Source organism: Flavobacterium soyae, assembly GCF_021245985.1.
In the GTDB taxonomy this organism is placed as follows: Bacteria; Bacteroidota; Bacteroidia; order Flavobacteriales; family Flavobacteriaceae; genus Flavobacterium; species Flavobacterium soyae.
This window is the reverse complement of record NZ_JAJQXA010000011.1, coordinates 53,879-78,893: the sequence shown is the minus strand read 5'-3', so window position 1 is coordinate 78,893 and position 25,015 is coordinate 53,879. Positions and strand designations below refer to the sequence as shown.

Annotated in this window: 18 protein-coding genes; 5 read left to right on the top strand and 13 right to left on the bottom strand. The window is 36.3% G+C overall.

Annotated elements, in window-relative coordinates; genetic code table 11:
• Positions 1 to 283: 283 nt before the first annotated feature.
• Positions 284 to 3,145 (bottom strand): TIM-barrel domain-containing protein, encoded by a 2,862-nt coding sequence (locus LUU93_RS14830; protein WP_232681933.1) that lies wholly within the window; start codon positions 3,143 to 3,145, stop codon positions 284 to 286.
• 1,321 nt (positions 3,146 to 4,466) lie between these two features.
• On the opposite strand from LUU93_RS14830, the gene LUU93_RS14825 reads away from it, so the two are divergent.
• Both LUU93_RS14825 and LUU93_RS14820 read left to right on the top strand, forming a co-directional pair.
• Complete coding sequence (locus LUU93_RS14825; RefSeq protein WP_232681931.1) at positions 4,467 to 6,197, top strand: patatin-like phospholipase family protein; 1,731 nt, start codon at positions 4,467 to 4,469, stop codon at positions 6,195 to 6,197.
• A 281-nt stretch (positions 6,198 to 6,478) separates the two neighbouring features.
• The gene (locus LUU93_RS14820) at positions 6,479 to 8,443 is read left to right on the top strand and encodes a DUF8600 domain-containing protein (protein ID WP_232681929.1); all 1,965 of its coding nucleotides are present in this window, start codon (positions 6,479 to 6,481) and stop codon (positions 8,441 to 8,443) included.
• Positions 8,444 to 8,524: 81 nt separating this feature from the next.
• Here the strand turns inward: LUU93_RS14820 and LUU93_RS14815 are convergent, their stop codons facing one another.
• Positions 8,525 to 8,743, bottom strand: a complete 219-nt coding sequence (locus tag LUU93_RS14815) for a hypothetical protein (protein WP_232681928.1) — start codon at positions 8,741 to 8,743, stop codon at positions 8,525 to 8,527.
• A 408-nt stretch (positions 8,744 to 9,151) separates the two neighbouring features.
• Between LUU93_RS14815 and LUU93_RS14810 the strand changes: the two genes are divergently transcribed.
• The 3 genes from LUU93_RS14810 (at position 9,152) to LUU93_RS14800 (ending at position 12,435) form a co-directional block, all read left to right on the top strand.
• Positions 9,152 to 10,165: a glycoside hydrolase family protein gene (locus tag LUU93_RS14810; protein ID WP_232681927.1), complete on the top strand. Its 1,014-nt coding sequence runs from the start codon at positions 9,152 to 9,154 to the stop codon at positions 10,163 to 10,165.
• Between the two features lie 212 nt (positions 10,166 to 10,377).
• The gene (locus LUU93_RS14805) at positions 10,378 to 11,265 is read left to right on the top strand and encodes an AraC family transcriptional regulator (RefSeq protein ID WP_232681926.1); all 888 of its coding nucleotides are present in this window, start codon (positions 10,378 to 10,380) and stop codon (positions 11,263 to 11,265) included.
• Between the two features lie 294 nt (positions 11,266 to 11,559).
• Complete coding sequence (locus LUU93_RS14800) at positions 11,560 to 12,435, top strand: nuclear transport factor 2 family protein (protein ID WP_232681925.1); 876 nt, start codon at positions 11,560 to 11,562, stop codon at positions 12,433 to 12,435.
• Between the two features lie 128 nt (positions 12,436 to 12,563).
• Here the strand turns inward: LUU93_RS14800 and LUU93_RS14795 are convergent, their stop codons facing one another.
• From LUU93_RS14795 to LUU93_RS14745, 11 genes are all read right to left on the bottom strand, one after another.
• Positions 12,564 to 13,622 (bottom strand): glycosyltransferase family 9 protein, encoded by a 1,059-nt coding sequence (locus LUU93_RS14795; RefSeq protein ID WP_232681924.1) that lies wholly within the window; start codon positions 13,620 to 13,622, stop codon positions 12,564 to 12,566.
• A gap of 547 nt (positions 13,623 to 14,169) precedes the next feature.
• Complete coding sequence (locus tag LUU93_RS14790; RefSeq protein ID WP_232681923.1) at positions 14,170 to 15,321, bottom strand: hypothetical protein; 1,152 nt, start codon at positions 15,319 to 15,321, stop codon at positions 14,170 to 14,172.
• 138 nt (positions 15,322 to 15,459) lie between these two features.
• Positions 15,460 to 16,164 carry an ABC transporter ATP-binding protein gene (locus LUU93_RS14785; RefSeq protein ID WP_163407143.1) on the bottom strand — a complete coding sequence of 235 codons (705 nt, stop codon included), beginning with the start codon at positions 16,162 to 16,164 and terminating at the stop codon, positions 15,460 to 15,462.
• Positions 16,165 to 16,168: 4 nt separating this feature from the next.
• Positions 16,169 to 17,395, bottom strand: coding sequence for an ABC transporter permease (locus LUU93_RS14780; RefSeq protein ID WP_232681922.1), 1,227 nt, complete (start codon positions 17,393 to 17,395; stop codon positions 16,169 to 16,171).
• Positions 17,396 to 17,402: 7 nt separating this feature from the next.
• The gene (locus LUU93_RS14775) at positions 17,403 to 18,539 is read right to left on the bottom strand and encodes an efflux RND transporter periplasmic adaptor subunit (RefSeq protein ID WP_232681921.1); all 1,137 of its coding nucleotides are present in this window, start codon (positions 18,537 to 18,539) and stop codon (positions 17,403 to 17,405) included.
• Between the two features lies 1 nt (position 18,540).
• Entirely contained in the window at positions 18,541 to 19,833 is a 1,293-nt protein-coding gene (locus LUU93_RS14770) for a TolC family protein (protein ID WP_232681920.1), read from the bottom strand.
• Positions 19,830 to 20,213: a hypothetical protein gene (locus LUU93_RS14765; protein WP_232681919.1), complete on the bottom strand. Its 384-nt coding sequence runs from the start codon at positions 20,211 to 20,213 to the stop codon at positions 19,830 to 19,832. The genes LUU93_RS14770 and LUU93_RS14765 overlap by 4 nt, the downstream gene beginning before the upstream one ends.
• A gap of 157 nt (positions 20,214 to 20,370) precedes the next feature.
• Positions 20,371 to 21,219 carry a phospholipase A gene (locus LUU93_RS14760; RefSeq protein ID WP_232681918.1) on the bottom strand — a complete coding sequence of 283 codons (849 nt, stop codon included), beginning with the start codon at positions 21,217 to 21,219 and terminating at the stop codon, positions 20,371 to 20,373.
• A gap of 106 nt (positions 21,220 to 21,325) precedes the next feature.
• Positions 21,326 to 21,805: a hypothetical protein gene (locus LUU93_RS14755; protein ID WP_232681917.1), complete on the bottom strand. Its 480-nt coding sequence runs from the start codon at positions 21,803 to 21,805 to the stop codon at positions 21,326 to 21,328.
• A 6-nt stretch (positions 21,806 to 21,811) separates the two neighbouring features.
• Positions 21,812 to 22,609: a DUF4249 domain-containing protein gene (locus LUU93_RS14750; RefSeq protein WP_232681916.1), complete on the bottom strand. Its 798-nt coding sequence runs from the start codon at positions 22,607 to 22,609 to the stop codon at positions 21,812 to 21,814.
• A 2-nt stretch (positions 22,610 to 22,611) separates the two neighbouring features.
• Positions 22,612 to 24,933, bottom strand: a complete 2,322-nt coding sequence (locus LUU93_RS14745; RefSeq protein ID WP_232681915.1) for a TonB-dependent receptor — start codon at positions 24,931 to 24,933, stop codon at positions 22,612 to 22,614.
• Positions 24,934 to 25,015 lie beyond the last annotated feature (82 nt).

Here is a 25,015-nt window from a genome sequence, read left to right as displayed (position 1 = left end):
CCTCTTAGAAAAAGATATTTTATTGCCGCCAAACCGTTACGCCTCCTGGCGGTACAATTTTGCTGCCAATTAAAACATTTTTGCAGTGCTGGATATTTTTTCTATCTGGTAATCTTCTGAAGAATAATTTACAGCGATCTGCAAACCGTCATGCCATATGAAAATGGCAGAAGCAGATAAAAGATGTAATTTTTTAATTTCAAGAACGTTTTTTTAATCGCATCCAGGGCTGCTCTATAGTTTATCCTGAAGACAGGTGCAGGATACGATTATTTTCAGAGGATTAAATTTTAATAATTTGAAACTCTCCGTTATAGTTGATTTCTTTTCCGGAAGTATTAGATAGAAATGCTTTTGGATTGGACTTGTCCACGGCTACTATTATAAATTTCCTGTTTTTTAGCATGCCTTTGAAATCTCCTTTGCGATCGCTAATGGTTAAGGTCTCATTTTTTTGATTGTAATTGAAGCTTATGGCAGTATAATGGCCTTTTTCATAATTATAGTTAACACCTTCATCTTCATACAGGGTAAAGCTTCCGTCGCGTCCTTTGTAAATATGCAGTATCAGAGTATCAGCAGGTTTTTGATCGGTGTATTGGATCTCGGGACCGACAGGAATTATAGCTCCTTCAGGAATAAATAGGGGAATAAAACCGTAGGGTGCATCTGCCTGTAGGGTCTGTCCTCCCGTGACATGCTTCCCTGTATAGAAATCATACCAGTTTGTGTCTGCAGGAAAATATACTTCTCTTTTTCGGACTCCATATTGGTAAACTGGACAAACCATAAAACCAGATCCAAACATGAATTGGTCGCTGATATTAAGGACATTTTTATCGTTCTGAAAGTCCATTACCAAAGGACGCATAATGGTGTAATCGTTAAAATGCGTCATACCTGCCATCGTATAAATGTAAGGCATCAATCTGTAACGCAGACGGTCATAAAATACAATAGATTCGTATGCGGGATGACCTTCAGGAGCAATGTTCCAAGGTTCGCGAAAAGGAAATTGTCCATGAGAGCGGTATAACGGAGCAAATACCCCAAACTGATGCCAGCGCGTATTTAATTCACGCCATTCTTTGCTGTCAGAATTTTCCTTTCCACTTTTGTCGTATTGCTGCTGTGCGCTCACATAACGGTCTTCAACGCAAAAGCCTCCAATATCCATCGTCCAGTATGGAATACCGCTTGCAGCAAAGTTAAGACCCGCCGAAATTTGTGCTTTTAAATCTTCCCATCTCGTTGCGATATCGCCGCTCCATGTTGCTGTTGAGTAACGCTGCAGTCCTGCAAAACCGGATCTTGTTAAAAGAAATACACGCTTATTTGGATCTATAGCTCTTTGTCCATCGTATATTGCTTCTGCATTCATTAGGGCATAGGTGTTAAAATATTGGGCTGCAGGCCCTAGAGCTGTTGGTCCCTGCAGTTTTTTGCGGTATTCCATATCTGTACAGTCCAGCACATTGGGTTCGCTGGCATCCATCCACCATGCATCGACACCTATAGGGTATAAATTTTCGTAGATCTGTTTCCAAAATAGTTTGCGCGCACCGCTCGCATAAGCATCATAGAATGAGCCTGTATAACCTGGACCTACCCAGTCACGGACATTGTCTTTAATAGCCTGCTGATACATCCATCCCTTTTGGTCAAACTCTTTGAAGTGTTCTGTGGTTTTATAAAATTTAGGCCAGACTGAGATCATCATTTTTGCATTCATCGAATGAATGGAGTCTGTCATGGCTTTTGGATCAGGAAAACGTGCAGGATCAAATTTGTGGCTTCCCCATGCATCATCTTCCCAGTAATTCCAGTCCAGCACTATATTATCAATTGGAATCTGGCGGGTTCTGAATTCTTTTAAAGTACTTAGTATTTCCTCCTGGGTTTTGTATCGTTCACGGCTCTGCCAATAACCCATCGCCCATCGGGGCATGATTTGGGATTTTCCCGTCAAGGTTCGGTATCCCTTAATTATGCTGTCCATAGAAGTGCCATGAATAAAGTAGTAATCAATTTTTTTGTTCATTTCGCTCCACCAGACCTGGCTGTTTTTTTCTTCGGCTAATTGTGGTGTTCTAACCCTTAATCCGCAATAGGATGTTGAACCGTCTGGTTTCCATTCAATTTTTAGAGCAGTACGTCTGCCTGCTTTCATATTCATAGAGAATTTGTAGCTGTTAGGGTTCCAGGCCGTTCTCCATCGTTCGGGAACAACTAATTGATTGTCTAAGTAGACTTTTACATAACCGGAATAGTATAAAGTAAATTTATATTCTCCATCCTGTGGAGCTTCAAGTTCTCCTTCATAAATAACATTAGCATTCTTTAAAGGTAAATCCGCTGGCAGATTTTTAATGCTTTTTATGTCTTCAAAGAAAATAGACTGCTCTTCACGAATCAGCGGCATATTTTTATTATCCGGCGTACTGTAGGTTCCCGTCAGGAAGCTCGGCTCACCATTTTTTCCATATAATTTGAAGACCTTGTTTAACTGCTCATAAGGACGGCTGTCACCAAAGCGGCTTAAGGAATAGCTGTCCCACAAAAGCCCGTAGTTTTTATTTGATACAATAAATGGAACTGAGACCTTTGTATTATATTGGAAAAGTTCTTCGCTTTTATTTTTGTAATTAAACTCATCAGACTGATGCTGTCCCAGTCCGTAAAAAGCTTCATCCTGAGGTGATTCAAATATCTGACGCACAGTATAGCCTTTTGTCTGTTCGGCTTCTATAGGAAGAAAAGTTCTTCCGCCGCCTGCTTTTTCAGCCAGCAGTATTTTGCCGTTTTTATCTTTGAATCTAATGCCGCCGTCCTTAGCTGAAACCATGACATTCAGAGTCTTGGTTGAGAGTTTAATGGAATCATTTATTTCATTGATGCGGAATGGAACACTTTTCTGGTTTGGAACAATAATTAGACTGGAATCTTTTTGAAATTCTTTGGCTGAAACAGCAACATGTATCAAATCATTGCCTAAAACCTGCAGACGCAGCCCGCTTAATTGGTTTTCCATATCTGGGTTCAAGTCTATGAACACACCGTCAGCTGTTTTGGTGTAATTTTTAACAGCGCATGATGCCAAGAGCAATCCGGCAGAGAGACCTAAAGCTATTGTGGTTTTTTTCATGTTTTTTGGTTAAGGATAGTTTATATGATAATTAGAAGTTTTGTGATTTTGTAGTTTTTTGAGATCTATACAATGTACTATCCCTTTGGACTGATTTTTAAGTTTCTTTAAAATTATTACTGCTGTTTTCTGCTGTTGTAAATAGGCAAATAGCAATCTGCATTTTTTGTGATTGCAAGTGGCTCATTGAGGGCCGTATTGCTAACTAATTAAGCTGGGGGTAAAAGTATCCTTTAATGTAAAAGAACATAGGGTCTAAATGTGTCATTTGAGAGGCTTTTATGTATCGTTGCAGTTTTTAGCCGCTACAAAGGGGAGTAGAATATATTCTATGGCTAAAGAGCCAGCGTGTGTTTTTGAAAAAGTGACTCAACTGGCGAAAATCGAAGCTGAGATTCTAAAAAAAACTGAACTAAACTTAAAATGTTGAATAAGTATGTCGAAAACAGTGAAAGGTGATATGTTTTTCAATAGCTGCATCTTTTACCCAGATAGGTATCAAGCGGTCAAAATCCCATTTTTTTAAATTGTGAAAGATTTTTTCTTTGTCCATTCTTTTTTTCAGCTAAGAATTCAAGCACTTCCTCAGAAATGCTAAGGTCAAGAGCCTGTCAGTTTTCTTCTGGTTCCCTAAAGCCCTCAATAACTGTAAATAAAATTATATGAACAGAAACATAAATCCCAGTTAAAATTTTGTTTTATAATGTTTTAACGGGGATTCTTTGTTTTGTGATGTTTTGTGAAGCCTACTTGCCGATACAGAAATTAGCAACTCAGTATTTGTAAGGGATTACAAAGGGTGGGGTACAATAGAGGTACAAAATTTAACAAAATAATACTTAGTAAAAACAAAAAAACGTATATAAATTTTGAATTACAAGCTAAGGTCATGTCAATTTTTGTACTGTATTTTTAAGAACACATTAACCCAATGGTTGAAGCAAATTTAAAAAATATATTTATAGAGTAAAACATTTATTGAAGTTTTATATACTATCTTATTCTTTACGTTTTATTTGGAAAAAGTATCGCTTGAAGTTGATAATTAATTTGCAAGAATTTTATTTGTTATTATAAAAGTTGTTAAGAGTTTGAACTGCGGATTTTTTACTATATCTAGTTTAAAAGTATGCTTAATAATGAAATAGGCTCAGCATACTTGATTTTATAGTAATTTAAATTTGAAAGTGATAATTTTAGTTTCAATGAATTAATATCCTAAAATTTGAAAAAGGGAATATTGATACTCTAGAAAAAACAGGTATAATTGCGTGTAACTATAAACTATTGATTTTATATATTTGATAAATAGTGTGTTAAGATGGAAAACCCAAAACTTCCCAATAGACCTTTTAAGAAAATAGCACTAAGTTGCTCTGGAGGAGGGTATAGGGCAGCAGCGTTTCACTTGGGTTCTGTTTCTTATTTAAATAGAATTTGTTATGCTGGTATACCACTACTTAAGAACATTGAGATGTTGTCCACCGTTTCTGGAGGGACTATTTTTGGTGTTTTTTATGCAATTGGTATTAATGAGAATAAAGATTTTGAAGTAATTTATACTGAACTTAGGGATAAACTTTCAAAATTAGATTTATTAAAAACGGGTTTTTCAATGTTGAACGCAGAATATAACTGGCCAAACCCTTATAAATCAAAGAACCTGATTAATGCTTTTGCTCTACAATATGATAAAGAATTTACAAATGGAAAAACTATAGGAGATCTAGAAAAAAAAGAGATCCATCTTAAACAAATGGTTTTCAATAGTACAGAATTTAACAACGGAGTCAACTTCAGATTTAAGATAGGAACAAGTAAACATATAAATAAAAATCAAGACTACTCAGGGAACTATTATATCAGAATTCCTAAGAACCTTCATACTGCTATTAAATTATCTGATGTCATGGCTTCATCCTCTTGTTTCCCAGGAGGATTTGAACCACTTTTATGGCCAAAAGATTTTAATTATTCTGTTTCGGATCAAAAAATACTTCAAAGCGATAATGCAAGAGATATAGGATTAATGGATGGAGGTATTTACGATAATCAAGGTATTGAAAGCATTCTTAACTATAAAAAAGGAAAAGGGATATATTTTGATTTAGTTATTATTTCAGATGTAGCCTCTCCTTATATGAAGCCATTTGAGGCTTCAATCCTTGATGTAAACCCTAAAAATTGGAAGCTACTAACATTAAAAAAAATTAAGCATAGAATTAATAGTGTTAATAATTGTATTACATATATCCTTTCGATAGTAATTTTATTATGTGGTATCTATCCAGTTCTTTATAATTTCCCAAATACAATATGGACAGGGGTTTCTATAACTCTTTTTATAGTATTTACGTTATTACTTTTTTTAAAAGTGACAATAGTATCTTTCTTAAAAAATGAATACAGAAGTTATCTCAGTAAACTAATAAGCGGTCCATTTAAATTTTATGCTGAGAAACTAAAAGGTTTTAAGATAGAGGAACTTTCTATACAAATGCTTGAGCCACTTTTGATTAATAGAATTAAATCTTTGACTATTTTACTAATGGATGTCTTTTTAAAAGTAACAAGAAGATTGAATTATGACAAGTTATATGAAAACGATCAATATAAGTACCGAAGAATATCAAATTTGGTAAGGGAGTTAACTGAATTTGATTATAACAATAGGTTAACACGAGAAAAAATTAAAGCTTCAACCAGGCCTCATTTACTAAGTGTATCTGGGAACTATAATGATTTGATTGGAAAAAATATAAAATCCATTGCGGAATCAGCTGCAAATTTTGGCACTACGCTTTGGTTTACCGAGGAGAATAAGACAGAAAAAATGCTGGATAAACTAATAGCTTCAGGTCAATTTACAATGTGCCATAACTTGATTGTTTATTTAGAAAAGCTAATTTACACTAAAGACAGCGGATTTGATGAACTAGAATCTAATATAAAAGAAGAAATTAAAGATCTATATAATACTTGCCTTAAGGATTGGCAAAAATTTAAAGACCATCCGATGATCATGGTGGATGACTTAATATTTCAACATTAAATGGGTTCTAAGAAGTTTAAAATAAGTTGAATATTTGGAGTACTTAATTAAATTAGAGAGATAAAATATTATAAGATTATGCAATTTTAAATTGATAAGAGCATAGTTTTTGAAAGTTGAAATTTAGATTTTATATCACTTTGACAATTATAAGAGATAAGATAGTGAATTAATTAATTTGCAAATGTTGCATAATTAATTCTAAAATTATTTCGATTTCGAAATAATACAAATGAGATATTTAGTTTGTATTTATGTAATATACTTAAATCCTACTACTAATGAAACATAGACATACGCATTCAAAGAATGAGAATTCTACAATTAATGATGCTGCTAAGCTTTGGAAATTTTTAGTAGATATGGGCGGGATTGATAGTAATTATTATGACAAAGAAATTTTCAATGCTGAAGACCCCGAGCTAAATCTTTATGCTTTACTGGGGATACCAAATAAGTTTGAGAGCATTGAACAAAATTTAGCTGCAGGCGGTGTAACTATAGAAACTTTTCTGCAAGTACTTCTTAAAGCATTGCATCCGTACAGCCAGATGATGAGCGAAATATGTATTTTCTTTGAAAAGTACCAGTTAAAATATGCAAAAAATAATATTCAGATTAAGTTTAATTTCGATATTTCTGATAATGAGAGTTTTAAGTTTAATCTCGAAAATTTCCGTGAGAGCTTAAAGCAAATAGAGACAGTGGAACAGAACATATTTTATTATGAGATTACAATCAATAAACTGTCTGTTCTTTATGAGATATTAAATTCAGATAGTAAAAATGTATCAAGCAATGAAGCTCGGTTATGGATTGAAGCATATTTTATTGATAATGAGAAAGGAATTTTTAGCTTGCCAAATGTACCTGCACCGATAACCGGACATGTTAGGTTGGATAATAATTTAAATGCTCTAATGGATATATGGAGGTCTTTTGTGGGGTCTTGTCGTATGTATGGGACTACTGTAAAAGATTTTAGGAATGCAGTGCGAAGTTCTCCCAAAAGTTCTATAAATAGAGACGATAATTTGTTAGCTGATAAATGGCTACTGTATTATGCTGAGTTAGATTACTGGCCTAAAATTTTTCTTGAACAATTGTTTGGTAAGATACAAGAAATTAAAAATTTACATATTGCAGAACATAATGCAGCTTTTGATAAGTTTTCAGAAAAGCTTGATGAGTTTTTGTCTAGTCTTAATCAAAACAGAAAGACAGTAAAAAGAAAGCAATTAACAGAAAAACTTCTTGACTTACTGAGTCTTCCAATATGGAAGTATCGCTATGAGCTTTACGCAGTGTGGATTTTGACAGTTATTGATAGAGTTTTTACAGATTATGAGGTGGATCTTCATCATGAGGAAGGTAAACTCGCTCTTCTTTTTAAAGAAACACATATTGCGACAATTAAAACCGCACGAGGATTACTTGAACTGTGGTCTGAGGTAAGAAGTCCATTAAAAAATCCAAGTAGCAAAAAAAGAGTCAGTGGGATACAGCCTGATTACAGAATTTTTTACAGTGGAGATCTTTCTGTACCCCAAGAACATTTGACTGCTATTGAAGTAAAACAGTATAGAAGGTCTAGTAATAAAAATTTTAGAGAGGCTTTGAATGACTATGCTGCTGGACTGCCTAAAGCATTTATCTTTTTGGTAAACTACGGTCCTGTTAGCAAAAACATTTCTCTAGATTACCCTGAAAGAAGTATTTTTCTTGGACAAATAAAACCTTCAGGAGTGGAAGTTGATAATTTTGTGAAACAACTTTCAATAATAATGCCTAAAATCGATGAGCATACCGCAGATGCTAAAGATTATTTGAAAACACCAGAGCTTGTTATATTTTATGATTGTCCCATAGATTTGATATATGTGGATGTTTCGGGTTCACTAAATACAATAGAATACAAAACTTTCTTGCAAACCATTTTAAATGATTTAGTCAGATCAGGACAGATTCAAAGATTGATTGCAGTGGATTCCTCTATTCAGAAGGAGTGGTTAAATCCTGATTTAAATTCTGTTAAAGAGCTAATTAAAATGGATTATAATGGTGGTACCGATTTTGGACGTATTGTCCGAGCACATTCACAAAAAACTCTGATTATAACTGATTCTGAGGGCTATAAGGATTGTGTTAAAAGCTGGGTTATTTTAGGGTGCTGTATTGTATATGAGGTCGGAGAAGTAAAATTTTTTAAAATCAATCCCCATGCATGGGAGAATGTCAAAACATGATTATCTTTTTAAAATGATCTGGGGATAAAATATCTTAATTAAGATATAGGCCCATAATTATTTAATATAAATAATTATGTTTTAGTCATTTATTTTGTCTTTATGGTACTGACTAAGCCATTTTTCCATTTTCTGGAGCAGCTGAATTTCTTTAGGATCACCTGTCGGGTCTGAAAGTCCGTTTATTGTTCTGCTGTAATTGAATTTTTTATTTTCAAAAAGGCAGGTAAATTTTGGCACTTCATTATGGTAAACCATCCAGTTATCTTCAGATATCTTTTTTATTTCAAATTTCTTCATTCTCAGTGATCATGAATTGCATAGTCTCTTAGATTCTTAAAACTGTAAACTAATATTTTAGAAGGTTATTTTACAAAATACAAAATTTTGGTAAAATAACAATATGATAAAAATGTCTTCAATTTGTCGAGTCATCTTCTTTCTTAATCCTACTTTTATAAACATCTGTATTTGTAGTCAGCAGCGGGATTCATTTTTTAAATAATCTATGATGCGCTTAAGAAAATATTGTTATAAATTAATGTTTTTAACACTTATATTGTGGTAAATTTATTTTAATAGGTTTAAAATGAGTTATTTGTATTGTTATTTGATAAAATAAGATGTGTTTTATCTTACTTAAAACTAAATATTTGTATCGAAGTTTTTTTAAGGCCTTAAACTCTTCATTAACTTAACAACTATCTTATGAAAAAACCACATTTTATTAAACAGAGTATTAAAACAGTAAATGTTTTATTTTTAGCTTTAAGTATTTCATTATTGACAGGCTGCGAAGAATCTGAAACAGATCAGACAGCTGCAGCTGCGAAAACAGAAACTACGGAAGCACCATCAGTATTAAATTCAGGTTTAACTTCGAAAACGGGGTCTACCTTTGGAGATATTGGAAATGGAGTAAATTTACAGCCTTCTTATTATAATAGCGGAAATTGCGATTTGGGCTGGAATTTAATGAAGCAGAATACTAAAATAAAAACTGTTCGTATTGAAGTAGAGCCAGGCCAGGAAACCAATGCAAAAAGATGGATATCTGAGGCAAAATCAAACGGTTTTACTGTAATTGTTTCTTATCACAAATCCAGTGTGCTGGGGTCCGATAGTACATCTGAATTGAATGCAGCGGCTACCTGGTGGAAAAATTATTACAGCTATCTGGGAGGAAATTTTATAATTAACCTGACAAACGAGTGGGGAAGCCACAATATTACCCCATCTGCTTATGCATCGGCCTATAATACAGCAATTACAGAAGTTCGTAAAGTGTACAGCGGAACTATTATTATTGATATCCCGGGCTGGGGGCAGGAAACAGCTACAGCAGCCTGCGCCGTAAAAGGATGTTCGACGGGACAAACGAAAATAAATGACACCAAAATTATTCTCTCTGCCCATATTTATCCAGGGGCATATAATCAGGCAAAAGGTAGATATATGAATACTTCTGATATTGATGACCTTGCTTCGTCGGGCAGACAATGCATGATTGGGGAATTCGGGAACAGCGGCGGTTCTGGTGCAGATTGGTCAGGTATTGTGGACTATGCTAAAAATAAAGGCTGGACGGTTTTAGGCTGGGCGTGGAATGGAGATGGAGGCTCTATGAATATGATAACACCTCAATTTCAGTCATATACCAGCGGGAGTGCAAAAACATATTACAAGAGTTCTTATTTCGATATTGTGTATAACAAATTATAAGTAAGATTTTATGCCGCAGATTTTAACTGCTGAAATCTGCGGCTGTAAAATCGACAGTATTTAAACATTTTTGAAAAAATAATCGTTTTGTCAAATGAATAAAAAGCCTTTGACAACATTTGTTTAAAGGCTTTTTCTATTATATTTATAACAGAATTACCTCCTTATTTAAATTTGTCCAGAGCTTATTGAAGTCTGTAAAAAATAATCCGATGAAATCTAAAATTTTAAACTATGCTTTTAAGCCGGGGCTCCCGCAGGAGTTTGAAATTATTGAGATGGACCAGCTTTACAGGGAGTTCTCGGAAACACTTACAAAACCGCACCGCACCGGTTTTTACCACATCTTATGGTTCCAAAGCGGAAATCCTGTGCATCTGGTGGATTTTAATCCAGTTCAGGTAGAACCTGATACCGTTATATTTCTTAATAAGGATACTGTTCATAAATTTGATGACCAGGGGAACTTCAACGGCAAAGTGATTTTATTCACTGAAAATTTTTTTATAAGAACCGAAGCCGATGTAAAATACCTTCGCAGCAATGTTTTGTTCAATGATTTATTTGCTGAGTCACGGATTAGCCTTAAAGATGTAAAATCGATGTTTGAACAGACCATAAAGCTTATTGAGGCAGAACTCTTAAATCCTGGAAGTCTTCTGCAGTCAGAGATTATAAAAAACCTGCTTCATACATTATTGCTGCTATCGGAGCGTGAACGAAAAGAGCAAAACCTTGAAGAAGAGAAAAGGGGAGCTGATCTGGATTATGTGATATTATTTAAAGATCAGGTGCAGCAAAATTATAAGAAACTGAAAACGGTCAGCAGTTATGCTGAAAATCTCAGCGTTACGGAAAGAAGACTTAATACAGCCACATCTAAAGTCTTGGGAAAAACCCCTAAGCAGCTCATTGATGACAGGGTAATGCTGGAGGCGAAACGATTACTTGCCCATACCTCAAATAGTGTAAAAGAAATAGGTTTTGATCTTGGTTTTGATGAACCTACCAATTTCATAAAATACTTTAAGAAACATCATGATGTTACACCTGTTGAATTTCGTGAATCTTTTAATTCCCGCAGTAAAATTAACCTTTAGAGATTTTACAGCCATCAGATACAGGCGGCATATTTTTATAATTTCTATTTAACTCCTAACTGCTGGCAAGCAAAACAATTTGTTTACTATTTCTAAGATACGCCGTACTTACATCAAAAAAAGGATTCAATAAAACCCGTAATTCAGCTGGCGGCTGTACCTCAATAATACAGTATCCTTAGACATGCTTTTTATTTAAGCATTGTCGAAAAGTATCACTTAAAAGCTTATTTCTACCTTTTCTCAGCTCTAGTGCCCCGCTAACTTTGCCCTTATCAAAACAAATTTTATAATATGAAAAAAACATTTATTACACTGCTGATCCTGACAGCTGCTGTAACAGGGGGGAACGCACAAAAGAAAAAAGGGACGAACACTAAAAAAACAAATAATATGGAAATTTCAAATAAGGAAAAAGTAACAGCACTTTTAAAAAGCATTGAAACTGGTGCAGCCGAACCGGCGGGATATATTAATCCAAATAAATATATTCAGCACAATCTGGGTGCTGCTGACGGGCTGGCCGGTTTTGGGGCATTATTACAGGCACTTCCGCCAAATTCTGCAAAGGTGACTACCGTTCGTGTATTTGAGGATGGAAATTTCGTGTTTGCCCATACGGATTATAATTTTTTTGGGCCTAAAATCGGATTTGATATTTTCAGATTTGAAGGTGGTAAAATAGTGGAGCATTGGGATAATCTTCAAGAAACGGCTAAGCCTAATCCCAGCGGGCATACAATGACTGACGGTCCGGCAGAAGTGAAAGATGCAGAAAGTACAAATGCTAATAAGGCCCTTGTTGAAGCTTTTGTAAATGATATTTTAGTTAATGGAAAAATGGATAAACTAGCCGGGTATTTTGATGGAGATAACTACATTCAGCACAATCCGCAGATTGCAGACCAGCTTTCAGGCCTTGGCAAGGCGCTGCAGTATTTAGCAGCACAAGGTATTACCATGAAATATGATAAAATTCACAAAGTTTTAGGGGAAGGTAATTTTGTACTGACTGTCAGTGAAGGTTCATTTGGAGGACAGCACACTTCTTTCTATGACTTATTTAGAGTAGAGAATGGGAAAATAGCTGAACACTGGGATGTTATTGAAACGATTGCCGGGAAAGAATCTTGGAAAAATAATAACGGAAAATTTAATTTTGTAAAATAACAGATAAATTTTCAGAATAATTTTGACAGTCATCCTTGTGATGACTGTTTTTGTTTTCACAGCCAGAATAAATAAGCCATCAAAAGTACTGCTTATAAAGCCGTTTGAGACCAAAAACACAATAACTCTTATTTTTTCTGCAGGCGATAAAGAAGTATTGTTTCTAATATCTCAATTATATCATCCACATTGTTATCAGATGTTTCAATAGGCATGCTGTTACTGTTATAAGGTCCGTATTTTAGAGGGTCTGTAAGATTGAACAAGCCAATAACGGGGACTCTGGCAGCACTCGCCAAGTGCATTATTCCACTGTCAGCCCCTATAAAAACAGATGTATTGGCAATTACTGATCCCATCTCCCGAATGTCGTGACTGTAAAATGTCATAGCCTTAAATCCTATTTTTGAAACATTTGCAAAGGGAAGGATTTCAATAACAGTATAATCGAAGAAATTAAGCCGTATTTTTTCATAAAATTCTTCCCACCATTCAGAGGAATGGCATTTATCTCCATAGGTAAATAAACTGATTACCTTTTTTTCTTCCGGTACAATTTTGCTCAGAATTCTGCGTCCGTTAGATAATTCTGAAAGATCCAGTTTTAGGTCCAGATACGGAACTCGATCAGTCAAATCGAAAATATTATCCTCAGTTATGGCAAAACGAAAATCATAAACAGGAGCTTTGGCTGCATGCTTAAAATCAAAATATATCTGCGCTATAGATTCACTTAATGAATTGCCAAAAAACTTAAATCTAGAATGTGCAAATTTAACGGATAATCTTCCCAAGGAAGATTTCTTATCCACATTAATAGCCAGATCATAATCTCTCTGCCTGATCAGCATCCAGGATTTTAGATATCGAAAAGGCTGTGTGAAAGGCTTTTTAGGAAGCTGGATAATTTGTTCTATATTGTTGTAGTTTCTAAATATTTCGGGTGCCAGATTTCCTTTTACAAAAAGGTCAATTTTACATCTAGGATATGTTGCGGTAACTTCCTGCAGAAGCGGAGTCATCAATAAAAGATCTCCAAGTTTTTTGCTGGGCCTGCAGATTAGCACCCTTCTGATATTTGTGACAGGACCTCTGCCTATGTAAGTGGTGTTTCTGTAGATGATGTTTTGTTTACATGGCCGAATTACAGATATTCTTGCTGAATTTACGCTGCTTTTAAATTTCATTTTCATATGACTGTCAAAGTTATTTACTGAGAAAACTTTTAATTAGAGAAAAGTCAAACGGGCTGATATAGAAAATTATAGGCTTTATTTTAATCCGCTGTTAAAATAAGCAATCATCTAAAATACAGCGTTTTAAAATCGACGCAATACGGAAAGTTATAGACGAATGCCCAGGTTTTATGTTATTATATAAGAATAATAAGCTTTTTTAAGTAGATTAATTCTATGAAGTATGCACCAGATAATAAGCGAATTACAGTAGATACAGACCGAGTCAGCATCAAAGTTTTAACAAAATCAACACAGCTGGTCTTTTTTTAAGAAACTCAATTAGCTTTTTTATGCAGCTAATTTTTAATATTTTACCATCAGGCAAAATAATAAGAATTAGCAATATTAGAATACTGCCGCAGCTATAAATAATTTTTTGTTTAAGTTTTAGCAATTATTTAATAGACTTCTAAGGGGCGCTATCCTAATAATAACCGGATAACTATTTAGCCGTATTAATTTCCCGAAGATGCGGCAGAACCTAATGTTTAAAATTTCAATTCTTTTTTTTACCTGAGCTGCCTAAGGCACTTGGGTTGATTGTTGCTGAAATCCCTAAATTTATTCCCATAGCAAATGTGTTAACGCTGTTGTCTGATTTATTAATGAAATAACGCAGGGGTACAGAACCGTTGACTTTTACAACAGGAGAAAGGCGGTATTCGAGTCCTGCATCCAAAACAGGCGTGTAATAGCTGTTTTCGTTTGTTTTTGCCGATACCCCCGTTGATTTTATTTTTATACGGATATTGGTCATGGAATACATCCCAAAGCCAAGGGAGGTAAACAATCGTAAAGGTTTATCAGGATTGTCATAATATCGGAACATCAGTTCCCCTCCAAACAAAACAAAGGAATAGATGTTTCCTTTTTGATTGGATTGAACCTGCTGCATAATAGCACTCTTGTCCGGTTTTTTAGATCCCATATTAAAATTAAGGAGCACTGCAGTTTGTGATGAGAGAGATTTTCTAAAACTAAGGCCGTAAGTCCCCACAACATCACTGGTACTATTTAGTTTTGGCCCAAAAAAAACTAAAGGGGAATAAAAGAATGAGGCATCAAAATTTCGTTTATAGTTTAACATTTTTTTTGCCTGAATCTCTTCACTGGTATAAACCTTAGGGTTTTTGTAAGCTTTGCTGATCAGTGCGGCATCGAGTTCGGTTTTTAATTTTTCTAAACTGCTTTGGCTATTATTGATAATGTTAAAGGGATAGCTGCTGTTTTTAATGAAAAAAGGAGCATCCGGATTTGTCAGGCCTGAGGCACTGACCAAAAAGAAAACCGATTCATTAACATCATGAATATAGGCTACGGTGTAAATGATTACGTTATAGCAGTTTAAAGGGATTTCGTTTTCTTTACTTAAGATGTTGATATATAAAAAGTTATAATCTTTGAAGAGGCCTGAGTTTAAATACGGGTTGCTTTCATTATACGCTTTTAAATCTGCCCCCTTTGCATCTATAACCAGCACCCCTTTTGGAAGCGGTGTATTTTCTTTAAATAAGTACTGACTGTAGCAGTTTGCTCCAGGGGAATTGTATTCGTATATTTTTTGTGAAAAAATCAGTTGTGCTGAGAGCAGGCTCAGTATCATCATGGCTTTCTTTTCAGAGAGCAGCGCAGTTATTAAATTAGGCATATGGATTTTAGATTTATGTGGTGTAAGAGGGTTTTATATATGAATCAGGAAATAATTTTTACTTAAAAGAGCAGTATTTTAAATTCACTTTTGCATTTATCATCTTTAGGTATATATCGCGATTTCTTTATAAGTTATCTAATCAAATAAGAGTTTTCGATGGTTTGTTATATGTCCGTCTTCGAGTTCAATTGTCCTGTCGCTTGCTTTGGCAAAATCATTATCATGGGTAACTGCAATTATGGTCTGGTGTGTCTCATGGGAGAGCTGCTTGAAAATATCATATACAATCTGCGTATTCTTGCTGTCCAGATTCCCCGTCGGTTCGTCACACATTATTATTGCGGGGTCGTTTATCAGTGCTCGGGCTATTGATACTCTCTGCTGCTGGCCGCCGCTGAGTTTAGAAGCCTGTTTTAATGCCAGATCTTTCAATCCTAAAGCTTCCAGTTTCTGATATGCTTTTTCTTCAATTTCCTTATAACTGTACGTTCCCAGTTTCAGGGCCGGGATCATGATATTTTTCAGGCATGTAAATTCGGGCAGCAGGTAATGGAACTGAAAGACAAATCCGATATGCCTGTTTCTGATTGCAGCGAGTTCATCGGGTTTTTTCCCTGTAATTTTATTTCCCAGAATATGAAGCTCACCGTCGTAATCAGTATCCATTGTGCTGAGGCAGTAGAGAAGGGTGGACTTTCCTGAACCGCTTTTCCCTACTAAGGTCAGAAACTCGCCTTTATAGGCCTGAATGCTTATATCATTTAATACTTTGAATTTGGAAGGTTCATAAAAGTATTTGCCTAAATTGTTTGTGCTGAGCACCAGTTCTTTGTTATCCATCACTTTATTTTCTAAAAATTGATACCGGGTCTACATTGGCTGCTTTTTTTGCCGGGAAATAACCGGCGCAGATTGTGATAATTAATCCCAGCAGAAAACTCTGGGCAAAAAGCTTTGCTTCAAAGTAAATCGGGAAGGTGGAATTTGTTCCGCTGAGCTGAATATGTGATAAGACATAGATTAAAGCACCTCCAAAACACAATCCTAAAAAGTTGCCTATTATACCCATTATAATGGCTTCTGTTATAAAAATCCGAATAACATCTTTTCCTTTAAATCCCAAAGCTTTTAAGATGGCAATGTCATTTATTTTTTGGGTTATTGTAGCACTCAGGATATTGTATATCCCGAATGCCGCAACAAGAAGAATGGAAAGGGAAATGGAAGTCATTAGTGTTTTTCTGGTCACATCGCTGCTTAATATGTCAGCATTGCTGGTTTTCCAGTCTTCGACCGTATAAGGGGTCAGCGCCTGTAATTTTTGAGCGTACTGGGTTGAATTATCCGAATTGACTGTATTGGCATAAATAGTGGTGACGTAAGAAGATCCTTCTTTTAAAAACTGCTGGGCAGTGCTGATATTCATAAATGATTTTGAATCGTCAGTCAGACTGTTTCCCATGCTGAAAATCCCAACAACTTTAAGGACTTTACTCACACCATAGGAAGAGGTGACTGTAATGTTATCATCCATATTTAAACTGAATTTTTCAGCTATGCCTTTGCCTATAATGATCCCGTTTAAATTCTGTTTTAAATTTTTTACATCCCCGGCCAGCATATAGGCACTGGTATTGTACATCTGGGCATATTCAATCATATTGACACCGTCACTTGTGCCTTTGAGCTGGGTTTTGCCTTTGTTGTAAAAAACAGAGACATCCACAACTTCAATTGCATTTGTGATATAGGGTTCTTTCCTGACAGTATTGAGCAGGGACTGGGGATTGATTATTGTTTTGGATAAGGTTGTTACCTGCGGATTTACAATAACATTTAAAGTGGATTTATCGCTGCTCAGGACGCTGCTTGTTTCATCTTTTTTATAAATTTTAATATGCGCATTATTTTTGAATATTTCCGCTGTCCCGTATTTATTAAATCCCGAACCCAGGGAATTCATGAAAAGATAAATAGCTACCCCTATGGTTACTCCCAGAGCAGCTACTAAAGTCTGCTTTTTTCGGGTAAGAATATGGGTGAGGGCAATGTCGTAATTGATGTTTTTCATAACACGTTTATTTTAATTGAGAACCTGCTTCTGAAGTCTTGATATTGTTCTCCGGAAGGTTTTCGGTTATTAAAGTGGTGTTCTGGTCAATGCCCGAGAGAACCTGAACCCAGTCATTGCTGATGAAATTAGTGACTACTTTCGTTTTTTCTTTTTGTCCCTTAATTTGGACGTAGTTAGAAAAGTCAAGGTAGTTTCTTGGGATCAGCAGGGCATTTTTCTGGACCCCAATAATAATATTTGCCTGAAGCTGGGTATTGACAATATTAAAGCCGATATTATCTTCAAAATAAATTTTACAGATAAAAGACTGTGTGGCATCATCAAAGGACGAGTAAATCTCAGAAACCACACCCCTGTAGTTTTTACTTTTATTGATGTTGAGCTGGACAACAGCATGCTGTCCGATTTTTATTTTAGAAATATTGGTTTCATCAATATTTACTTTTGCATAAATGGTATCAGCATTGCCAATAGTAGCAATAACATCCCCCTTTTTTACAAAGTCGCCCTGCTGTTTTAATTTTTTGTACACCCTTCCAGGAACGACAGCTTTAATTTCGTTTTTACTTAAAATAATTTTATTTATTTCCTTTGCAGCTTTGTTTGTAATGAGCTGCTGCTGGGCTTCCTGTTTTAATTTTTTGTAATTCTCGACTGCCGTCTGATAATTACTTTCGGAAGTATTGTAGGTATAGAGTACATTTTCATAATCTACTTTGGCAATGCTGTTTCTCTCTGAGAGTGATTTGTAGCGGCGTTCCTGCAGGGAATCCAATTCTAACTTTTGTTTCGCAAGAGTAATAGCGCTCTTGGCCTGTATAAGTGCCGGAGCATTTGAGGACGTATTGAACTGCGAAATCCTGAACAAATCACTTGCACTCTGCGTATTGAAATCGCTTTCCCTGTTGTCAAGCTCTGCCAGTATCTGCCCCTTATAAATTAAATCTCCCTGTTCAAAATTTATGCTTAACAGATAACCATCTGACTGGGCTGTTAAATCATAGGTGCCTTTTGCTTCAAGGATACCCGATGCAAACACAGACTGCGTAACATCTTTTCTAATAGGTTTGGTTTCGGCTGTTTTTTTCCCGCAGGATGCTGCCAGCAGCGATAAAACAATAATGATTAAAGACTTTTTCATATTATCTGATTTTATTATTGATGTCAATTTTTGCAAGTGTTAAGTCAACATTGATTCGTGATGAGATAAGGCTGTATTCTGCGTTTACCATTGAATTATAACTGTTTAAAGTGTTCTCCAGAGACTGCAGCCCCTCGGCATACAGATTCTTGTTTTTTGCATAGGTATCTTTTCTCAGGGCAAAAACCTCTTTATTGGACAGAAACTGGGATTTATTTTTACTGTATTCGTTTTCCAGTTTTTTAACTTCCAAAGCAGATTTGATTTCAGCCTGCTGAGAAGAATTTTTTGCCAGTTCATATTCATATTTCGCATTATACTTTTTAGAGGTCATCGTATAGTCAGGAAACGGCATAGAGAGTTTTAGTCCCATATAACTGCTTTTATACCAGGTTCCTTCGAAGAGTTTAAATGTATCATTGTACTGCTGGGAAGAAGAATTAGTTATAAATGACAAACTTGGCAGTATGGATCTTTTTATCTGCTTCAGGGATCTCAGGGCATATTTTTCCTGCAGCATTGAATTCTCGACATTGAGTTTGTTTTCTTCTACTGTAGGTACAAAAAGTTCTGAAAAATCCTCTTTTTTGTTCTCTATTGTAATTTCTTTTTCTTCGGGAATGTCGCAGAGTATTTTCAGGCTTAAATAATTCTGTTCAATAAGGTATTGAATCTGATTTGTGTTTTCCTGTGCATTTAGAAAAGCAGACTTAGAATCATTTACATCCTGCTGTTTTACCTGTCCCTGAAGGTATTTATTTGAGGCGATCTGATAGAGTGTATCTGCTACAGCCTGATTCTGTACTGCACTTACTTTCTGCGCCTGCAGCGAAACAATATTGTAATAATTGGCGGCAATGTTTTCCTGAAGCTCTTTTAATGTTATCATTGAATTTGAGCTGGTCAGGTCAATATTAATTTTAGCCAGTTTGAGTCTTTCCCAGCCCTCAAAGTTGATCAGTTTGATGTCTAAAGTCTGATCAATTGATGTATTATACTGCTGTCCAAGCTTAATTTCATTATATTTTCCCGGATTGTTTTCATCGGGAAATAATGTTACTCCCAGTTTGGTGTTATTTTTAAAGGTTAAGGTCTGAGTGCCTGTGGGATCCAATATACTTATAACAGCGGCAAGTTTTGCCTTTTTTGCCTTTGTGAGCTTAATAGTATTGCTCTGCAGCGTTAAACTGTTTTTGGAAGCATATACTAAAAGGCCCTCCAGGTCCGTAAATTTTTCCTGCGCACGGGTATGGGACACTATAAGCAGTATTACAATTAAAATGATTTTTTTCATGACTGCTTCGTTTTTGAAAAATAAACCACTCTGGTTATCATGAATTTTTTAGCGATCACTTTTATCCTGCTGCTGTTTTCAAAGCTCACCGTCACACTAAGGGTAATGTCTTTGTCGGCCGGAATTAGGGTCCCTGTGAAGTTCTTTTCTTTCGGGTTGTATATAATTTTCTTAAAGACAATTTTTCCGTAATTTTTATCGGTTTTGTCATTTAGTTTTCCGTAATATGCGCCGTCAGTGGCTAAATAAAATTCTACAGAAATACCCGGTTCACCTTCACCTTTCCAGTCTCCAATTAAGGTATTTGGATCATAGGCAGCAGTTTGAAAACTCATAAGAGCTATAGCACTAAGGCTGATAATAATTTTTTTTGCGTTCATAATTTGAAATTTTATACTGCAAAAATGTTCATCTGTGATCAGGTATGAAACTGTATTGGATGTGAACTGGACAAATAATGTTTAAAGTGGACAGAACCCCGTTTTTAGCTGCTGTACGGCCTTAAAATGAAGTATTTAGCTGAGGATGGGTTTGTTTTTAGAAGAAATTCATGAAATTGGGTTTAATTATAATCCCTGCCCTGATCATACTCACTTTTTTATCATACTGCAGAAGATTCTCCCCATAGCCATGAAATCCCTGCAGCATCAGATATAAGTTGGAAGATTCCTTGGGCTTGATGATCAATTGGGTTTCTATAGAGCCTTTCCATGACCAGGATGCACCGGTCTTGAGGTTGATTTTGGCATAGAGCCTCTGAGGTTTGAAAATATAGGTTAATCCCAGATCGCTGTATCCAATGTATTTTAAAAGATCGGGATTGTCTGATTTAGAGCCGAAAGGAAGGACAATTTTCGTCTCCAGAAGTACTCTGCGGCTGATTTCCTCGCTCCAGTTCAGCGATACAAAATTCCAGCTTCTGGAAGAAAGACTGTCTTTACCATTGGATTCGTGTTCTACCATTAAGGAATAATACCCCAGTCTGCCTTTTTTAGTCATAAAAGGCCTTATCATTCCGATACCGGGATTAAAATTAATATCCCTGAAAGGAAACGATTCTTTGTAAATGTCCCAGAATGCTTTTTGAGTATAAGTCAAAAAGCCGTATACGTTGTCAAATACAGGGTTTTTAGACAGCCTGTATTTAATGCTGATTTGAAATTTGGCATCGGAATTATCCGAAGAAGGCAGTTCCCTTAAGGTGGTACCGGTGGAGAAATAATTGTCTTTATAAGTACTGAAGGCTGGCTGGCTTAGAAATATTTCAGTTGCCGTTAACTTGTTGGCTGCTTCTAACTTGGTTATGGAGTCGTTCTGTGCTTTCACATTGAATATAATAAAACAGAACAGAATTATTAGGCTGATTTTTGTCTTTGGATAATCCATGGCGGGTATTGTATTATTTGACAGGCATTTTTGATGCTGTGGTATTTTTTGAATTTATTTTTTGAATTGTGAGAGGGACGATGCTTATAATTTAAAAACCCTCTTTTTACTGCAGTTTTCTCATTTTGAATTTTATCCCGGCGCAAGTGATAATCAGGTCATATGACTTAGTTTTTGGATTTAGTACAAAGTTGTAGCTGTTTTGTACTTCTGAATTCTCAAAAAATAAGGTCTCGCTGCCGGGAAGAATTATTTTGTTCCAATCGTTATTTGCTATAAAGAGCCGGTTGTTTTTTAGTGAAATAACAATCCGCTGTGAGGGGTCTGTGTCAAGTACAAATATGCCTGTATAACGCTGCAGTATTGTATCCTGAAGCCTGATTATTTTTTGTTTCCCATAAGAGGCATCGTTTGGGGAATTTTGATAAAAACCTTCATTGTAATAATAGGCGGCATATTCATAAGAACACAGATTATAGATCCATGTGAATCCAAATAAGGCAAAAGAGATAGTTATAAATTTAAAGAAAGCCATGATGCTCCACCTTTTCATTAAACTATTGCTGTAAATTCTACTATCTCTCATGCTTTTTTATTGAATTACCATGCTTTTGGAAGCAGTGGTATGGGCAGAAAAATAACCTAATGCCCCGTTGTTTATATTACTTGGCGGATTGGCGGGGGTCACACTGCCCCCCGGGCCGCCGCCGCCGGAGATCTGGATCAGGGCACTGTAATAGGTATATATATTTTGATCGATACACTGCATCTCTACATTTATAATATCACCTGGTACAATTTCGTCATCGTCGTCCAGGGACGGCATTATAGTTCTTTGATTTACCATACCGTTGTTGATATTGTCGGAAAACACCTGAAGGGTTTTATCTGTTTTGCCGTCAATGGTCAAAATGAACAGATAACGGTTGCCCAGAAAAGAGGGATCGGTATAAACAGGCAGAATATTATAAGTGGTTTCACCTGCTATGGTAATGGAGTCCTGAATCAGGCCGTCAAGGGTAACAGGGGAGGGCATTGTGCTTTGTGCAGTGTAATTTACCCCGTCAATAAGGACATTGAGCGTATAGGTATTACCTGGGCTTGAAACCAGACTGCTTGTCTTGTAGCGCCCGTCTCCTTCATATTGCAGAGTTTCACTCTGTCCGGTATTGTCACTAATGGTTACTACAGCATCAGTAATAGCCGGGTATTGGTTATCTTCGGTAAAAGCCACCGATCTGGTGATACGGACATAGTAAGATCCCTGCTGGTCTGTGATATTTCCTTCAATGACAATGGTGCCGCTTTTGTCATCCAGCTGCAAATCTATTTCTTTTTCACAGCTGCTGAAAAGCAGGGCGCAGAATAGTATAAAAAGTATATTTTTCATTTTTAAAATTTGAAGTTATAAGTTACGTTAGGCACCCATCTAAAGAGTGATGTCTGCATGGCACGGGTCGTGCCGGGCTTATCAGGATTGTCTTCAAAAGTTATGGTGTATGCATTCTCACGACCGTAAACATTGTAGAGGCCAAAAGTCCAGGAGCCGTGGAATCGCTTTTTTTTATTTGGTTCGTAGGTAGCGCTCAGGTCCATTCTGTGATAATCCGGCATCCTGTCTGCATTACGGCTGCTGTATTGAAAAACCGTCTGTCCGTTAAGTTCGTATTTTCCGGTAGGAAAGGTCACGGCATTTCCGGTGCTGTAAACAAAGAGTCCGGACAAAGACCATTTAGGATTAAGGGTATAAGTGGCTACTACAGACAGGTCATGGGTTTTATCCAGACGTGTATTATACCATTTATCACTATTAATACCGTCTATCTTTCGCTCTGTTTTTGATAAAGTATAGGATACCCATCCGGTTAATTTTCCGCTTTTCTTTTTTGCAATAAGTTCGACACCGTAAGCCCTTCCTTTACCAAAAAGCAGTTCGCTTTCTACATCTTTTCCTGCATCAAAAGTGATTTCTGCTCCATTTTTATAATCAATCTGATTCTGCATATCCTTATAATACACCTCAGTATTTATCTCGTAGTTGTTATCGGAAAAGTTTCTGCTGTACCCCACACTGAACTGATCGGCAATTTCAGGTTTTACTGTATAACTGCTTCCTATCCACTGATCCGAAGGACTGCCCGAGCTGCTGTTGCTTAATAAATGCAGGTTTTGTGTATTTCGGGAATATCCGGCCTTTACACTGCTGAGTTCATTAATACGATAATTGGCTGTCAGACGCGGTTCAAGATTAAGGTATGTTTTGCCCAGAGTGCCTTTCTCAAGTACCCTGCTGTCGGTAAGCTCGCCATTTTGATAAATATTATAGGTATCCCCGCCGATAACTGTAAAGGCAGAAAGCCTTAATCCGTAATTGACAGTCAGCTGCTCCGAGGCTTTGAAATCGTCATTAATATATAAGGCATTCTCCCATGAGTACCTGGTTTTTTTAGGGTAGCTGTCCACACTGGTACCTGAAGACTTGCTGGGTGTTATGCCGTGATATATGGACTGAAGCCCAAATCTAACGGAATGTTTACTGCTGGCAAACCATGAAAAATCCTGTTTGAGGTTATAATCTTTAATTTGAGAATTAAGCCCCAGATTACTGCCTGCACTTTCAAAATTTAATTTATAGTCGTAATTGCTGTATATGAGTGAAGTATTTGAAAAGAGCTGGCTGCTGAGAATACTGTTCCATCTAAGTGTCGCAGTAGTATTTCCCCAATCGGTGCCAAATGTACTTCCCAGTCCCAGTACATCACGTCCGAAATAACCCGAGAGATAGATACGGTTATTGTTGTTGATCTGGTAGTTGGCTTTGATATTAAGGTCATAGAAGTAGAGTTTGCTGTCTTTGAAATCTTCGCTGCCCCTAAGAAATAAATCAGCATAAGTCCTTCTGCCTGATATTATAAAAGAGGACTTGTCTTTTTGGATAGGGCCTTCTACGCTCAGTCTGCTGCTGATAAGTCCGATGCCGCCCGTTACATTGTAGTCCTGATTGTTCCCATCTTTCATCTTCACGTCCATAACCGAGGAAAGCCGCCCCCCATATTGTGAGGGGCTGTTTCCTTTTATGATGCTGGCATCTTTTAAGGCATCACTATTGAAAGTGCTGAAGAATCCCAAAAGGTGGGAAGCATTATAAACGGGGGCCTCATCAAGTAAAATTAAATTCTGGTCAGCGGCACCGCCCCTGACGCTGAAACCGCTGCTGCCTTCGCCATTGCTTTTAATGCCGGGAAGCAGCTGAATGGTTTTCATTACATCCTTTTCTCCGAAGAGCACCGGCAGTTTTTCTATTTTTTTAATGTTTAGGGTTTCAATACCCATCTGGGCCTCGGAAAGATTCTTGTCTTTTTTAACAGAACTCACTACCACTTCATCCAGTGTATTTGTTGCCGGGGTGTCCAAAAGCCAGTCTAAACGTATATTTTTATTCAGGATAACGGACTTCTGCTGCTGGTCGAACCCTGCGTAACTGCAGAGTATGGTATACTCGCCCTCCGGCATTGAGAGGGAATAGAAACCATATTCATTGGTTATCGCTCCAGCAGCAGGATTTTCCGCTATCTGTACAGCAGCCCCTATCATGAGCTCACCGTTATTTTTATCTTTTATGGTTCCGCTTATGGTGTATTTCTGGGCCATTGCCACAGCGGAAGAGAAAAGCATTGCAGCTAATGCAAAATGCCTTATTAAAAATGTTTTCATTTATTACTGTGTTTTACAGCAAAAATGAAAAAGCATTACTAAGTTTTATGGATATTTTAAATGAAGTGGACAGAAAGGCATA

Bases quoted from the DNA above. Each gene is read 5' to 3' on its own strand.
- LUU93_RS14830 (WP_232681933.1), bottom strand. From the start codon at position 3,145: ATGAAAAAAACCACAATAGCTTTAGGTCTCTCTGCCGGATTGCTCTTG.
- LUU93_RS14825 (WP_232681931.1), top strand. From the start codon at position 4,467: ATGGAAAACCCAAAACTTCCCAATAGACCTTTTAAGAAAATAGCACTA.
- LUU93_RS14820 (WP_232681929.1), top strand. From the start codon at position 6,479: ATGAAACATAGACATACGCATTCAAAGAATGAGAATTCTACAATTAAT.
- LUU93_RS14815 (WP_232681928.1), bottom strand. From the start codon at position 8,743: ATGAAGAAATTTGAAATAAAAAAGATATCTGAAGATAACTGGATGGTT.
- LUU93_RS14810 (WP_232681927.1), top strand. From the start codon at position 9,152: ATGAAAAAACCACATTTTATTAAACAGAGTATTAAAACAGTAAATGTT.
- LUU93_RS14805 (WP_232681926.1), top strand. From the start codon at position 10,378: ATGAAATCTAAAATTTTAAACTATGCTTTTAAGCCGGGGCTCCCGCAG.
- LUU93_RS14800 (WP_232681925.1), top strand. From the start codon at position 11,560: ATGAAAAAAACATTTATTACACTGCTGATCCTGACAGCTGCTGTAACA.
- LUU93_RS14795 (WP_232681924.1), bottom strand. From the start codon at position 13,622: ATGAAATTTAAAAGCAGCGTAAATTCAGCAAGAATATCTGTAATTCGG.
- LUU93_RS14790 (WP_232681923.1), bottom strand. From the start codon at position 15,321: ATGCCTAATTTAATAACTGCGCTGCTCTCTGAAAAGAAAGCCATGATG.
- LUU93_RS14785 (WP_163407143.1), bottom strand. From the start codon at position 16,164: ATGGATAACAAAGAACTGGTGCTCAGCACAAACAATTTAGGCAAATAC.
- LUU93_RS14780 (WP_232681922.1), bottom strand. From the start codon at position 17,395: ATGAAAAACATCAATTACGACATTGCCCTCACCCATATTCTTACCCGA.
- LUU93_RS14775 (WP_232681921.1), bottom strand. From the start codon at position 18,539: ATGAAAAAGTCTTTAATCATTATTGTTTTATCGCTGCTGGCAGCATCC.
- LUU93_RS14770 (WP_232681920.1), bottom strand. From the start codon at position 19,833: ATGAAAAAAATCATTTTAATTGTAATACTGCTTATAGTGTCCCATACC.
- LUU93_RS14765 (WP_232681919.1), bottom strand. From the start codon at position 20,213: ATGAACGCAAAAAAAATTATTATCAGCCTTAGTGCTATAGCTCTTATG.
- LUU93_RS14760 (WP_232681918.1), bottom strand. From the start codon at position 21,219: ATGGATTATCCAAAGACAAAAATCAGCCTAATAATTCTGTTCTGTTTT.
- LUU93_RS14755 (WP_232681917.1), bottom strand. From the start codon at position 21,805: ATGAGAGATAGTAGAATTTACAGCAATAGTTTAATGAAAAGGTGGAGC.
- LUU93_RS14750 (WP_232681916.1), bottom strand. From the start codon at position 22,609: ATGAAAAATATACTTTTTATACTATTCTGCGCCCTGCTTTTCAGCAGC.
- LUU93_RS14745 (WP_232681915.1), bottom strand. From the start codon at position 24,933: ATGAAAACATTTTTAATAAGGCATTTTGCATTAGCTGCAATGCTTTTC.